Below are 13,404 nucleotides of genomic sequence, written 5' to 3'. Positions count from 1 at the left end.
GAGATCCCGGTCCCCGGACCGCTCGCGGGCCGCCCGGTCGTCGGAGCGCGCCCGGCCCGGCCCGGCCGCCGCGGATTCCGCCGGCGCTGCTGGGCCCCCTCCTGGTCGGCGGGGTGTTCCTGCTGCTCCTGTTCGGCGTGGCGGCCGTGGTGCTGTTCGCAGGCTGACGGGGTCGGTGGGACCACGGTCGCCACCGTGGCGGGTGGGGGAGATTACCGGGGGGCGGGTGGGGCGCCTAATGTGTCCGTGGGATTTGTTCGATTCAGTGCTCTGCACCGAGTGGTCCGCTCCGGGCCCTCCGTCGCGGTGACGGCAGGTGGATGAGGGGGAGCGGTCGCGGATGGGCGCGCATGACCGGCCGGAGTCGGCCGAGGCGGAGCGGCTGCTGGCCGGGCGCTACGAGCTGGGTGAGCGGCTGGGCCGCGGCGGGATGGGCACGGTCTGGCGGGCCAGGGACCGGATGCTGGACCGCGAGGTCGCGGTCAAGGAGCTGACCGTCAACCACCTCCCCGAGGAGGAGCTGGAGATCCTGCACGCCCGGATGAAGCGGGAGGCCGCCGCGGCCGCCCGGATCAAGCATCCCGGTGTGATCACGGTGCACGACGTGCTGGAGCAGGACGGCCGGCCGTGGATCGTCATGGAGCTGGTCGACGGGCGTTCGCTGGCCGACGTGATCAGCCAGGACGGCACGCTGCCGCCGCGCGCCGCCGCCGAGGTGGGCGGTCAGGTGCTGGCCGCGCTGCACCGGGGCCACCAGCTGGGCGTGCTGCACCGGGACGTGAAGCCGGCCAACGTGCTGCTGGAGCACGGGACCGGGCGGGCGGTGCTGCTGGACTTCGGGATCGCGACGTACGAGGGCTCGGCCGAGCTGACCCGGCCGGGGGACCTGGTCGGCTCGCCGGACTACCTGGCGCCGGAGCGGGCGCAGGGCGAGCGGCCGGGTCCGGCCTCCGACCTGTGGGGCCTCGGGGCGACGCTGTACGCGGCGGTGGAGGGCGACTCGCCGTTCCGCCGTACCTCACCGCTGACCACGCTGGCCGCGGTGGTCGGCGACCCGCTGCCGGAGCCGCGCCGGGCGGGGCCGCTGGGGCCGGTGCTGGCCGCGCTGATGGCCAAGGACCCGGCGGACCGGCCGAGCGCGGACGAGGCGGCCCGGATGCTGGCCGAGGTGCAGGCCGGGCACACCCTCGGCTTCAAGCCGGTCACCCCGGTGCGGATGCCGACCCAGTCGGTGCCGGTGGTGGACCGTTCGGGCGAGCCGGACGGGGCGGGCGAGCCCTCGCCCGAGGGGCCGGAGGCGGTGACGGTGCCGCGTCCGGTGCCGCCGGCCGAGGCCGGGGAACCGTCGGTGGCGCCGCTCGTCGGCGGCGACCGCGCCGGGGCCGATCCCGCCGGGGCCGACCCGGGGCGCGGGGAGTCCGAGGGGGCGCCCACCGGGCCGGTCGCGCCGGTGGCGTACACCGACGCGCCCGCGCGCGGACCGGCCAGGCGCCGGGCCGCGCTCCAGCTGCTCGTGGTGGCCGTGGTGGTGGCGGTGGCCGTCGCGGCGACCTTCCTGCTGACCCGGCACGACGCCGCCTCGCAGAACGCCGTCCCGCCGGTGCCGTCCGTGGCCGAACCGGGCGACGGCGGCGGGATGCCCGCGCCCAGCGGCTACCGCTGGGTGGACGACCCGGCCGGCTTCCGCTTCCCGCTGCCCGCGACCACCCCCGTCTGGCAGCGCACCAGCACCTCGGACAACCAGATCTACTACAGCCCCGACGGCAATGTGCACTACCTGCAGTTCGCGGTGACGGTGGGCCAGTCGGTCAAGCCGCTGGAGCACCTGCGGCAGATGGAGGCCACCGTCTCCAAGTCGCGGAAGGAGTACAAGCAGCACAAGCTGACCGGCATCGCCGTGAACGGCCACGAGGCGGCGGTCTGGGAGTTCAGCTACCTGGCCAAGGAGGGCGGCCGGCGCCGGGCGATCGAGGCCGAGTTCATCGACGAGGACGGCACCAGCTACGCGATCTACTCGTCCAGCCCCGAGCGGGGCAACGAGTGGAACGAGGCCGAGCAGCGGTTCAACGCGGTGCTGCACTACTTCACCCCCACCCGCTGACCCGGTGGGCCGCCGGCGGCCGTCCGGTTTGTTGTTACCCACGGGTACCGAAGCGGGCGCCGAGCGCCTAGGCTGCGCCTTATGTCGGACCTCACCGCAGCTGCCACGGCCAACGACCCCGCCGGCGCCGGCGCGCCGGGCCGCAATCCCGCCGCGCCCGGCGGCGGACGCACCGTCGCCTCGGCCGTGCCCCCGTCCCTGGTCGCCCGCCTCGTCGCCGGGGTCACCGCCACCGGCGAGCCCAGCGTGGTGGAGACCGTCGCCCCGCTGACCGGCGAGCGGCTGGCCGGCCTGCCGCAGTCCACCCCGGCGGACGTCGAGGTCGCCTTCGAGCTGGCCCGGCGCGCCCAGCCGGCCTGGGCCGCGCTGCCGGTCCGCCGCCGCGCCGCCGTCCTGCTGCGCTTCCACGACCTGCTGCTCAAGCGGCAGGACGAGGTGCTCGACCTCATCCAGGCGGAGACCGGCAAGGCCCGGCTGCACGCCTTCGAGGAGATCCTCGCCGTCGCGATCGCCGCCCGCCACTACGGCCGCGCCGCCCACGCCTACCTGCGCGACAAGCGCCACCTGGGCGCGGTTCCGCTGTTCACCCAGGCGATCGAGGCCCGCCGCCCCAAGGGCGTGATCGGCCACATCTCGCCGTGGAACTACCCGCTGGAGCTGTCGGTCGGCGACGCCCTGCCGGCCTTCGTGGCGGGCAACGCGGTGGTCAACAAGCCGGACACGCAGACCGCGCTGACCGCGCTCTGGGCCCGCGAGCTGCTGATCGAGGCCGGACTGCCGGCCGACCTGTGGCAGATCGTGATCGGCGACGGCCCGGTGATCGGCCCCGCGGTGGTCGAGCACGGCGACTACGTCTCGTTCACCGGCTCCACCCGCACCGGCCGCGACGTCGCCCGGCGCGCCGCCGACCGGCTGGTCGGCGCCTCGCTCGAACTCGGCGGCAAGAACGCCCTGCTGGTCCTCGCCGACGCCGACCTCGACCGGGCCGCCGAGGGTGCCGTCCGGGCCTGCTTCTCCTCGGCCGGCCAGCTCTGCATCTCGATCGAGCGGCTGCTGGTGCACCGCTCGGTGGCGGACGAGTTCCTCGCGAAGTTCGCCGCCCGCACCCGCGCCCTGCGGCTCGGCGGCGGCCTCGCCTACGGGGCCGACATGGGCTCGCTGGTCTCCGTCCGGCAGCTGGAGACCACCACCCGGCACGTCGAGGAGGCGGTCAAGGCCGGTGCCACCGTGGTGGCGGGCGGCCGGGCCCGGCCGGACCTCGGCCCGTTCTTCTTCGAGCCGACCATCCTGGACGGCGTCACCCCGGACATGGCGGTGTGCGCCGAGGAGACCTTCGGCCCGGTGGTCTCGGTCTACCGCTTCGACACCGAGGAGGAGGCGGTGGCCGCCGCCAACTCCACCCCGTACGGCCTCAACTCCAGCGTCTGGACCAGGGACGTCCGGCGCGGCCGGGCGATCGCGGCCCGGCTGCGCACCGGCACGGTGAACGTCAACGAGGCCTACGGCGCGGCGTACGGCTCGGCCGCCTCGCCGATGGGCGGCATGGGCGACTCCGGGCTCGGCCGGCGGCACGGCGCCGAGGGGATCCTGCGGTTCACCGAGGCGCAGACCATCGCGAGCCAGCGGGTGCTGCCGATCGCGCCGATGTTCGGCCAGGAGGACCGGCAGTACGCGGTGATGATGACGGCCGGCCTGCGGATGCTGAAGGCCCTGCGCGTCAGGTGACCCCGGCGGCGGCCGGTACCCCGTTTCGTGGACGACTTCCCCTGGACGACTTCCGAAGGAGCAGTGGCAGATGGTGGGTTCGGCTGAGGACCGGGAGTTCGACTACGACGTGGTCGTGGTCGGCTCCGGTTTCGGCGGTTCGGTCTCGGCGCTGCGGCTGACCGAGAAGGGGTACCGGGTCGCCGTCCTGGAGGCCGGGCGCCGCTTCGACCGGGACGAACTGCCCCGCAACTCCTGGGACATGGCCAACTACCTGTGGGCGCCGAAGCTCGGCCTCTACGGCATCCAGCGCATCCACCTGCTGGCCAACGTGCTGATCCTGGCCGGCGCCGGGGTCGGCGGCGGCTCGCTGAACTACGCCAACACCCTGTACGTGCCGCCGAAGGCGTTCTTCGAGGACCGCCAGTGGCGCGACATCACCGACTGGCAGGCGGAGCTGGCGCCGTTCTACGACCAGGCGCGGCGGATGCTCGGGGTGCGGCTCAACCCGACCGTCACCCCCTCCGACGTCCACCTGAAGGCCGCCGCCGAGCGGATGGGCGTCGGCGACACCTTCCACATGGCACCGGTCGGGGTCTTCTTCGGCGACGGCGAGGACGGGGACGGCACGGCGAAGGCGGCGCCCGGCGGCGAGGTGGCGGACCCGTACTTCGGCGGCGCCGGTCCGGCCCGCAGGGCCTGCGTGGAGTGCGGCGAGTGCATGACCGGCTGCCGGCACGGCGCCAAGAACATGCTGACCGAGAACTACCTGTACCTGGCGGAGCGCGGCGGCGCCGAGATCCACCCGCTGACCACGGTGGCCCGGATCCGCGAGTGGCAGGGCGGCTTCGCGGTGGACGTCCGGCGCACCGACAGCCGCTCCACCACCGACCCGGTCAAGGCCGGGGCGCGGACCATCACCGCCGCCAGGGTGGTGGTCGCGGCCGGCACCTACGGCACCCAGACCCTGCTGCACCGGATGCGCGCGGCCGGTCACCTGCCGCGGATCTCGGCCCGGCTCGGCGAGCTGACCCGGACCAACTCCGAGGCGCTGGTGGGCGCGCAGACCACGGACCGGCGCTACGGTGCCCGCGCGGACTTCACCAAGGGCGTGGCGATCACCTCCTCGATCCACCCGGACGAGAACACCCACATCGAGCCGGTCCGCTACGGCAAGGGCTCCAACGCGATGGGCGCGCTGTCGATCGCCCAGGTCCGGGGCGGCGGGCGGCTCCCGCGCTGGCTGCGCTACCTCGGCAATTCGGTCAAGCACCCGGTGACCTTCGCCCGGTCGATGAACCAGCACCGGTGGTCGGAGAAGACGATCATCGGCCTGGTGATGCAGTCCCTGGACAATTCGATCACCGTCTCGCTGAAGGACAAGGGCCTCGGCAAGGGGGCGCTGACCTCCCACCAGGGCCACGGCGCGCCCAACCCGACCTGGATCCCGGCCGCCGAGCGCGGCGCCCGGGCGCTCGCCGACGAGATCAACGGGTTCCCCGGCGGCAGCGTCGGCGAGATCTTCGACATCCCGATGACCGCGCACTTCCTGGGCGGCTGTCCGATCGGCGACTCCCCGCTGACCGGGGTCGTCGACCCGTACCACCGCCTCTACGGGCACCCCGGGATCAGCGTGGTGGACGGCGCGGCGGTCTCCGCCAACCTCGGCGTCAACCCGTCGCTGACCATCACGGCGCAGGCCGAGCGGGCGATGTCGATGTGGCCCAACAAGGGCGAGCGGGACACCCGCCCGGCGCCCGGCGAGGAGTACCGCCGGATCGCCCCGGTCGCGCCGCTCGCCCCGGCGGTGCCGGACGACGCGTTCGGCGCGCTGCGGCTGCCGCTGCTGGCGGTGCCGGAGGTGCCGAAGAAGCAGGCCTGACCGGCGGTCGCCGGGGCGGCCGGGCGGACCCGGGAAATGTCCCGGGTCCGTACCGAGCCGCCCCGGCGACGCGTGAGCGGTTGACAGCCGTCCGTACCCGATGGGAGAAAAGGGGCGCCCTGGGGGACCAGGAGATCGTTCGTTCGGACGGGGGGACGCGGTCCATGGCCATCTGCGCATCCTGCGGCGCGGCTTCGGCGGAGGGGGCGCTCGCCTGCGCGTCCTGCGGGCGGGCGCTGGTGCCGCCGCCCGTGCTGCCACCACCGCCGCCACCACCGACGCCGCCGGGCGTGCTCCCGCCGCCGGTGCTGCCTCCGGCCCCGCCGGCTCCGCGGTCCGCGCCGACCGTGCAGGCCGCGCCGCCGGTGCCGCCCGCGCCGCCCGTCGGGACGCCCTGGGGCGCCGGCCGGCCGTACGACCCGGCCGCCGGCAGGCCCGCCGCGCTCGCCTGGCTGACCGGCGCCGACTGGCGCCCGGCGCTGCGCGCGGTCGTCGTGCCCACCGCCGTGCTGCTGCTGGCCGCGCTCGCCGTCGCGATCCCGGACGACTTCTTCCCCTACACGGTCGTCATCGACCCGCCCTCCTACGGTGAGCGCTTCGGCACGGGGCTGGCGATCGTCCTCGGCGCCCTCGGCGCGCCGTTCCGGCTGGACGTCGCCGCCGACGGTCCGGTCGAAGCGGGGGGCGACGGCGGGACGCTGATCCGCGCGGTGCCGCTGACCGTCACCGCGCTGTGGCTGCTCGCGCTCTGGCTGGGCCTGCGGATCGGCGCGCGCCGCCGCCAGGAGCGCACCGGCGAGCAGCTGACCCGCCGGCAGGCGGCCGCCGAGGCCGCGCGCACCGCCGTGGCCTCGGCCGCGGTGACCGTGCTGCTCGGCCTGCTCGCCGGCGCCGCGTGGTACCCGGGCGGACGCTTCGACGTGGACGTCGACTCCGGGGCGCTCGGCCGGGCCGGCTACGAGTCCTCGGCCGGCTGGATCGAGGCGGCCGGCTGGACGGCGCTGCTCGCCGGGCTGCTCGCGTTCGCCGTGTACGGGACCGACGCGCTGCGCTGGGCGGCCTGGCGCAACCGGGCGGTGCGCGGCTGGGCGGTCGCCGGGCTGGCGGCCGGCCGTGCGCTGGCGGTCACCATGGGCCTGGCGGCGGTGGCCGGCCTCGTGGTGGTCGCGGTCCACAGCGGGGACACGAGCGCCGGCGGCGAGCTGACGGGCACCGCGATGGCCTTCCTGCCCAACGTCGGCCTGATGCTGCTCGGACTGGGCTCCGGTGCGACCTTCCGGACCACCAGCGAGATGCCGACGGTCGATGGCTCGGACTGGTACCGGGAGCCGCGCGACGTCGACGACTACTCCTTCTTCGACCTGCACGGCGCGAACGGCGACTGGCGCTGGACCGCACTGCTCGCCCTGGCCGCCGCCGCGGTGCTCGGCTGGACGGCGTACCGGCGGCGGCTGGACGCCGCGGACCGGCTCCGGCTGTCGGCGGTGTACGCCGCCGGGCTCAGCCTGCTGATGCTGGTCTCCGGGATGCTGAGCTCCTCGCAGACCACCGTCCGCTACCTCGGCCGCAGCCGGGACACCGGGTTCGAGAGCGCGCTCTCCCTGGTGCCGTGGACGCTGCTGGTGGCCAACGCCCTGTGGGCGGCGGTCGGCGCGCTGGCCGTGCCGCCGCTGCTGGCGGCCCTCGACCGCCGCAAGCAGCCGCCGTCGGCCGCGGTGCCGGCGCAGCCGGACGGGGAGTTCACCGGCGGCGCGCCGGGCGGCCCGGAGGCGCTCGTCCCGGAGGTGACCGTCTCCGAGGTGACCGGCGTGGACGTGATCGGCTCGGGCGACGGTCGGGGGCCCGGCGAGCGCCCCGCCGGGCGGCGGCCGGAGGACGAGGGCCCGGTGGACCCGAGCGTCTGGAGCCGCCGGTAGCGACGGGTCCGGGGCCGGGCCGGTGCGACCGGCCCGGCCCCGGACAGGGCAAAGGGCCCCGCGGGGGAACGGGGCCCTTTGTCGCTCAGCACGCGGCGTCAGGGCGCGCCGGTGCTGGGTGACGGCGCCGGGGGAGGAGCGCCGTCGGACGGTTGGCTGATGGGTCGCGCGCGGCCGCTCCGGCAGGGGTGGGCCGGCGCGCGCGGGCGCACAGTGCCGCGGCGGAGGTCCGGCGCGCATGCCGACATCGGACCATCGCTCACGGAGCGTGAGGTGATAATCGTTGCCACCGCGGGTCTCGGCGGCACCGGGACGGTACTCCGCGGTCGGCCGCTCGGCCGCCGGGAGAACCTCTTCCACCCAGCATCGTCCTGGACGAAGGGCTTGCTCTGCAACCGATTCGGCATGATTCGGTACGGGCCGTTTCCGGCCGCGCCGATGGTCGGGCCGATGGCCGGCCCATGCCGGGCCCACCGCGCCGGACGCCGGGGCGGTCGGCGGAGGGCGGCGGCGATGATCACGGTGTGTAGCGGCGCTGGCCGGAGTGCACGGGGGACGCGCACGGGGGACGCGCACGGTGGCGCGGGGACGGTGAACGGGGTGCGCCGGGATCGCGGCGGGTGCGGCGGCCGGCTCCGGGCGTCCCCGGCGGCCGGCCGCCCCACCTCCCTGGTCCAGTCGCGGCCGGGTTCGCTGTCCCCTGCTGGCCGGCCGCAGCACCCGCGCGCGGTCCCACGGCGCGTCGCTCCCCGGCCGGGGCCGGTTCTCCGCGACGACGCCACGCGCGCCGGTGGACTGGGGTGAGCTCCACGCGTGGTCCTGCAGTGCCGTACGGAGGCGCCCTGGCCGGGGCGGGGCGACGCGTCTGGCGGGCGCGGCACGGTCGTACGGTCTGTCCGGAGCAACGAACCGGCCGCCGCGACGGTCACGGTCGCCGGGGCGGGCAGACGAGTGAAACCGGCCAGCCCGGTAGACTCGGTGGCAGACCCCCGCCCGTCGCCCGCCGTGCACCTTCCGTAGGGCGCGCCGCGCGACACCTTTCGTACCGCTGCCGGAAGGCCGTCTGTGTCCTCTGCTACTCCCGTCCAGTCCGTACCTGAGACCGACACCGTCCTGGTGGTCGACTTCGGTGCCCAGTACGCCCAGCTCATCGCCCGTCGGGTGCGTGAGGCCCGGGTCTACAGCGAGATCGTGCCGAGCAGCATGCCGGTCGCCGAGATGCTCGCCAAGAACCCGAAGGCGATCATCCTCTCCGGCGGTCCCTCGTCGGTCTACGAGCAGGGCGCGCCGCAGCTCGACCGCGCGATCTTCGAGGCCGGCGTGCCGGTCTTCGGCATGTGCTACGGCTTCCAGCTGATGGCCAAGACGCTCGGCGGCACCGTCGACAACACCGGCGCCCGGGAGTACGGCCGCACCCCGCTGACCGTCTCGCGCACCGGCTCGACCCTGTTCGAGGGCGTCCCGGCCCAGCACTCGGTGTGGATGTCGCACGGCGACGCCTGCTCCGCGGCCCCCGAGGGCTTCACCGTCACCGCCTCCACCGACGTGGTGCCGGTCGCGGCCTTCGAGAACGACGAGGCCCGCCTCTACGGCGTCCAGTACCACCCCGAGGTGCTGCACTCCGACCACGGCCAGCAGATCCTGGAGCACTTCCTCTACCGCGGCGCCGGCATCGCCCCCACCTGGACCACCGGCAACGTGGTCGAGGAGCAGGTCGCGGCGATCCGCGCCCAGGTCGGCAACAAGCGCGCGATCTGCGGCCTGTCCGGCGGCGTGGACTCGGCGGTCGCCGCCGCCCTGGTCAACAAGGCCATCGGCGACCGGCTGACCTGCGTCTACGTCGACCACGGCCTGATGCGCAAGGGCGAGACCGAGCAGGTCGAGAAGGACTTCGTCGCGGCCACCGGCGTGCAGCTGAAGGTCGTCGACGCGCAGGAGCGCTTCCTGGACGCGCTGAAGGGCGTCAGCGACCCTGAGGAGAAGCGCAAGATCATCGGCCGGGAGTTCATCCGGGTCTTCGAGCAGGCGCAGGCCGAGATCATCGCCGAGGCCGGCGAGCACGGCGAGTCGGTCGACTTCCTCGTCCAGGGCACCCTGTACCCGGACGTCGTGGAGTCCGGCGGCGGCACCGGCACCGCCAACATCAAGTCCCACCACAACGTCGGCGGCCTGCCCGAGGACCTGCAGTTCGCGCTGGTCGAGCCGCTGCGCAAGCTGTTCAAGGACGAGGTCCGGATGGTCGGCCAGGAGCTGGGCCTGCCGGAGGAGATCGTCCAGCGCCAGCCGTTCCCGGGCCCCGGCCTGGGCATCCGGATCGTCGGCGAGGTCACCAGGGACCGCCTGGACCTGCTGCGCGAGGCCGACGCGATCGCCCGCGAGGAGCTGACCGCGGCCGGCCTGGACCGCGAGATCTGGCAGTGCCCGGTCGTCCTGCTCGCGGACGTCCGCAGCGTCGGCGTCCAGGGCGACGGCCGCACCTACGGTCACCCGATCGTGCTGCGCCCGGTGTCCTCCGAGGACGCCATGACCGCCGACTGGTCGCGTCTGCCGTACGACGTGCTGGCCCGGATCTCCACCCGGATCACCAACGAGGTCCGCGACGTCAACCGCGTGGTGCTGGACTGCACCAGCAAGCCGCCGGGCACCATCGAGTGGGAGTGAGCACTCCCCGTCCCGGCCGGTCCTGACCGGTTCTGAACACCCGCGCCGTCGTCCCCGTACCAAGGGGGCGACGGCGCGGGTGTTCGGGTTCACGGGGAGGGCCCTCCGTGGGCCCTCCCACCGAAAGCGCGCATCAGCGGGCAGAATGCGTCCGGACCTGTCAGGCGGTGGCGGGCCGGTGAGGGAAGGTGTGGGGAATGGCGGAGGCCAGCAGCTCCGTGGCGGCCGGGTCGGGAACGGCCGCCGGAACCGGGGCCGGGACCGCGGGTGACGGCGCGGCCGGGTCGGGTGCGGCCGGGCCGTCCACGGGCCCTTCGGACGGCGCGGGCCCGGCTGGCGCGGCCGCCCGGATCGCCGCCTGGAAGGCGGCCGGCTCGCGGCTGGCGCTGCTGCCGCTGCGGCTCTTCCTCGGCGTCACCTTCGTCTACGCGGCGCTCGACAAGCTCTCCGACGGCCACTACCTGGCCGGGGCCGTCGACCCGGCCTCGTTCGTCTCGCAGACCCGGGCGGTCAAGGGCTCCAGCCCGATCGACTTCCTGCTCGGCCCGGCGCTGGACCACCCCACCCCGTTCGCCCTGCTGGTCGCCTTCGGCGAGCTGGCGGTGGGCCTGGGCACCCTGCTCGGCCTCTGGGGCCGGCTCGCCGCCGTCGGCGGGGCCCTGATCAGCCTCACCCTCTGGCTCACCGTCAGCTGGAGCGTCTCGCCGTACTACCTCGGCAACGACCTCGTCTACCTGATGGCCTGGACGCCGCTGGTGCTGGCCGGCACCCCGTACCTCTCGGTGGACGGCTACCTCGCCCGGCGCTCCGCCCGGGACCGCCGCCGCGGCCTGAGCGAGGACCACGTCCGGCGCCGGGCCCTGATGGACGGCGGCATCGCGGCCGTCGCGATGGGCGGCGCCGGGCTGCTCACCGGCTCGCTGACCGCCACCTTCGGGCGGGACAGGCCCACCGCGAAGGCGAAGCAGTCCGCGGCGCCGGCCGCGGCGCCGGTCACGGTGGACGCCGCGAGCGTCCCGGTCGGCGGCTCGGCCCAGGTCAAGGACCCGGCCAGCGGCGACGCCGTCTACGTGGTGCAGCCCAAGGCGGGCCAGTACTGCGCGTTCTCCTCGGTCTGCACCCACTCCGGCTGCGCGGTCGACGCACCGAAGGACGGCAAGCTCTACTGCCCCTGCCACGGCTCCCGGTTCGACGCGGCCACCGGCGCGGTGCTGAACGGCCCGGCCACCAGGCCGCTGCCCAAGTACCGGGTCACCAAGGAGGGCGACAAGCTGCACCTGGGCCCGCTGGAGGCCTGACCCCGGGAGGGCCTAACCCTCCCGCCCGGGCTCCTCGGGCCGGGAGCGCCGGACCGCCGCCGCCACCGCCCCGGCCAGGCCTCCCAGGCCCAGGACGATGAAGGTCACCGGGATGACGATCCGGCCGTTCACCGAGACGTCGTTCACCGCCGCCACCAGGTAGAGCACCGCGATCGCGGTGAACAACCCGCCGGCGATCAGCGAGAACAGGTCGAGCTGGTGCTTCCTCACTGCTGGACCACCTTGATGCTGCCGAGCCCGACCTTCAGCGTGAGGTCGAGCGTGCCCTTGGATGTCTGTCCGTTCACCGGGAGCAGCTGGTAGCTGCGGTCTCCCGGGCCGTCGTCGGACGGCTCGCGGTCGGCGAGGCGGACCTCGACCAGGCCGATCTCGCTGCGCACGTTGACCGTGACGCTCGACGGCACCGTTACGGTGAGGTCGCCGACGCCCAGCTCGACCGTGGTCGCCAGGGCCGTGCCGGCCGGGTCGAGCGTGCCGAGGTCCAGGTGCGCCGAGCCGACCCCCAGCGTGTACTTCGGCTGCAGCTCGGCGGTCGTGGCGACGGTCCAGGTGCGGTCGCCCGCGAAGTTCCGGGGCGAGACCGAGGACTGGCCGACCGCGGTCAGCGCGACGGTGAGCAGCAGGCCCGGGACCACCAGCCGGCGGGCCCGGCCGAACTTCGCGCCGACCAGCAGGGTCAGTCCGATCACCAGCAGCGCGGTGGCCAGCACGCTGCCGGCCCGTACCGTCGCCCCGCCGTCGGTCGAGGCCGACCAGACGGCGCTGGCCGCGCCCACCGCCAGCAGCAGGCCGATCAGGCCGAGCGGGGAGCGCTCGCGCCGGTGCACCACCACGGGCGGGCGCGGCGCGGCCGGCGGGACGGGCCCGGCCTCCTTGCGCAGCGGGTCGCCCTGCGGCAGGTCGGTGCGCTGCCACCACGGCCGGGCCGGGGCACCGGGCGGCGGGGTCGCGGCGCCGTCGTACGGGTTGCGCTCGGGGTGGCGCGGGTCCCACAGGTAGCCGGACGGGCCGGGGTGCGGGGTGTCGGCGGGGACGGTGCCGGCGGCGCGCGCGGCGGCGTGCCGGGCGCGGGCCTCGTCGTCGGCGGCCGGCTCCTCGCGCGGCCAGCGGTAGCCGCTCGCGGCGCTCCCGGCGGTCGCGGCGGGGCCCCCGGCGGCAGCGGGGTCGTCCGGGAAGTACCGGTCGTACGGGCCGCCCTGCGGCTGGCCGTAGCCGTGGACGTGGCCGTGGGGGTGGTGGTGCCGGCGGCGGCCGCGGACCCGGCCGCCGCGCCGGCGCTCGGGGTCGTAGCGGACGGCGAGGAAGACCAGCCCGGCGAGCAGCAGCAGCGGGAACAGCTGGCCGCCGTCGCCCATCGAGGAGAAGAAGACGCCGGTGCCGATCACGGTCAGCAGCACCGCGCCGACCGACTGGCCGTCGACCCGGCCGGTGAGCACCCGCTGGAGCTCGGTGCGGCCGGAGCGGGCGGCGCCCTTGCCGTCCGTGCCCGGCTCGGTCGGCACGATCAGCCAGGCCAGGCCGTACAGGAAGAGGCCGAGGCCGCCGGAGAGGCAGAGCACGACCGTCACGACGCGGAACACCACCGGGTCGATGTCCAGGTGCCGGCCGAGGCCGCCGCAGACGCCGGCCACCACGCGGTGGTGCTCGGCCCGGGTCAGCGGGGGTCGGTCCGGCGCGGGTGGGGCGCTCGTCCCGGCCTCGTGGAGCTCCTCTGCGCGGTGGTCTTCGGTCATGCCACCATCCTGGTGGGTGCCGCGCCCCCGCCCCAACCGGTCCCGTCCCTGCTCGGACCCTGACTTGTCCCTGAGAAGGGTCAGGGTT

General features: G+C 75.3%; 8 protein-coding genes and 1 pseudogene. 7 read left to right on the top strand and 2 right to left on the bottom strand.

The window, feature by feature from the left end; genetic code table 11:
* The first annotated feature begins 340 nt into the window (after positions 1–340).
* From ABT238_RS19640 to ABT238_RS19610, 7 genes and pseudogenes are all read left to right on the top strand, one after another.
* Positions 341–2,101 carry a protein kinase domain-containing protein gene (locus ABT238_RS19640; RefSeq protein WP_350769778.1) on the top strand — a complete coding sequence of 587 codons (1,761 nt, stop codon included), beginning with the start codon at positions 341–343 and terminating at the stop codon, positions 2,099–2,101.
* A gap of 81 nt (positions 2,102–2,182) precedes the next feature.
* Positions 2,183–3,826, top strand: a complete 1,644-nt coding sequence (locus ABT238_RS19635; RefSeq protein ID WP_350570607.1) for a succinic semialdehyde dehydrogenase — start codon at positions 2,183–2,185, stop codon at positions 3,824–3,826.
* 70 nt (positions 3,827–3,896) lie between these two features.
* Positions 3,897–5,687 carry a GMC oxidoreductase gene (locus ABT238_RS19630; protein WP_350769745.1) on the top strand — a complete coding sequence of 597 codons (1,791 nt, stop codon included), beginning with the start codon at positions 3,897–3,899 and terminating at the stop codon, positions 5,685–5,687.
* 164 nt (positions 5,688–5,851) lie between these two features.
* Positions 5,852–7,603: a hypothetical protein gene (locus ABT238_RS19625; RefSeq protein WP_350769728.1), complete on the top strand. Its 1,752-nt coding sequence runs from the start codon at positions 5,852–5,854 to the stop codon at positions 7,601–7,603.
* A gap of 1,065 nt (positions 7,604–8,668) precedes the next feature.
* Positions 8,669–10,264, top strand: a complete 1,596-nt coding sequence (gene guaA, locus ABT238_RS19620; protein ID WP_350570602.1) for a glutamine-hydrolyzing GMP synthase — start codon at positions 8,669–8,671, stop codon at positions 10,262–10,264.
* A gap of 197 nt (positions 10,265–10,461) precedes the next feature.
* Positions 10,462–11,085: pseudogene (locus ABT238_RS19615) on the top strand (DoxX family membrane protein); the annotation flags it as partial.
* Between the two features lie 42 nt (positions 11,086–11,127).
* Positions 11,128–11,562: a QcrA and Rieske domain-containing protein gene (locus ABT238_RS19610; protein WP_350570612.1), complete on the top strand. Its 435-nt coding sequence runs from the start codon at positions 11,128–11,130 to the stop codon at positions 11,560–11,562.
* Positions 11,563–11,574: 12 nt separating this feature from the next.
* Here ABT238_RS19610 and ABT238_RS19605 read toward each other — a convergent pair whose 3' ends face one another.
* Positions 11,575–11,793 (bottom strand): hypothetical protein, encoded by a 219-nt coding sequence (locus tag ABT238_RS19605; protein WP_350570600.1) that lies wholly within the window; start codon positions 11,791–11,793, stop codon positions 11,575–11,577.
* Complete coding sequence (locus ABT238_RS19600; protein ID WP_350769700.1) at positions 11,790–13,316, bottom strand: PspC domain-containing protein; 1,527 nt, start codon at positions 13,314–13,316, stop codon at positions 11,790–11,792. Before ABT238_RS19600 ends, ABT238_RS19605 begins: the two co-directional genes overlap by 4 nt.
* Between the last annotated feature and the right edge of the window lie 88 nt (positions 13,317–13,404).

The sequence above is a fragment of the Kitasatospora sp. NPDC001527 genome (assembly GCF_040298605.1).
Classification (GTDB): Bacteria; Actinomycetota; Actinomycetes; order Streptomycetales; family Streptomycetaceae; genus Kitasatospora.
Note: the sequence above shows the minus strand (reverse complement) of the source record. Positions and strands in the feature narration are given on the sequence as shown.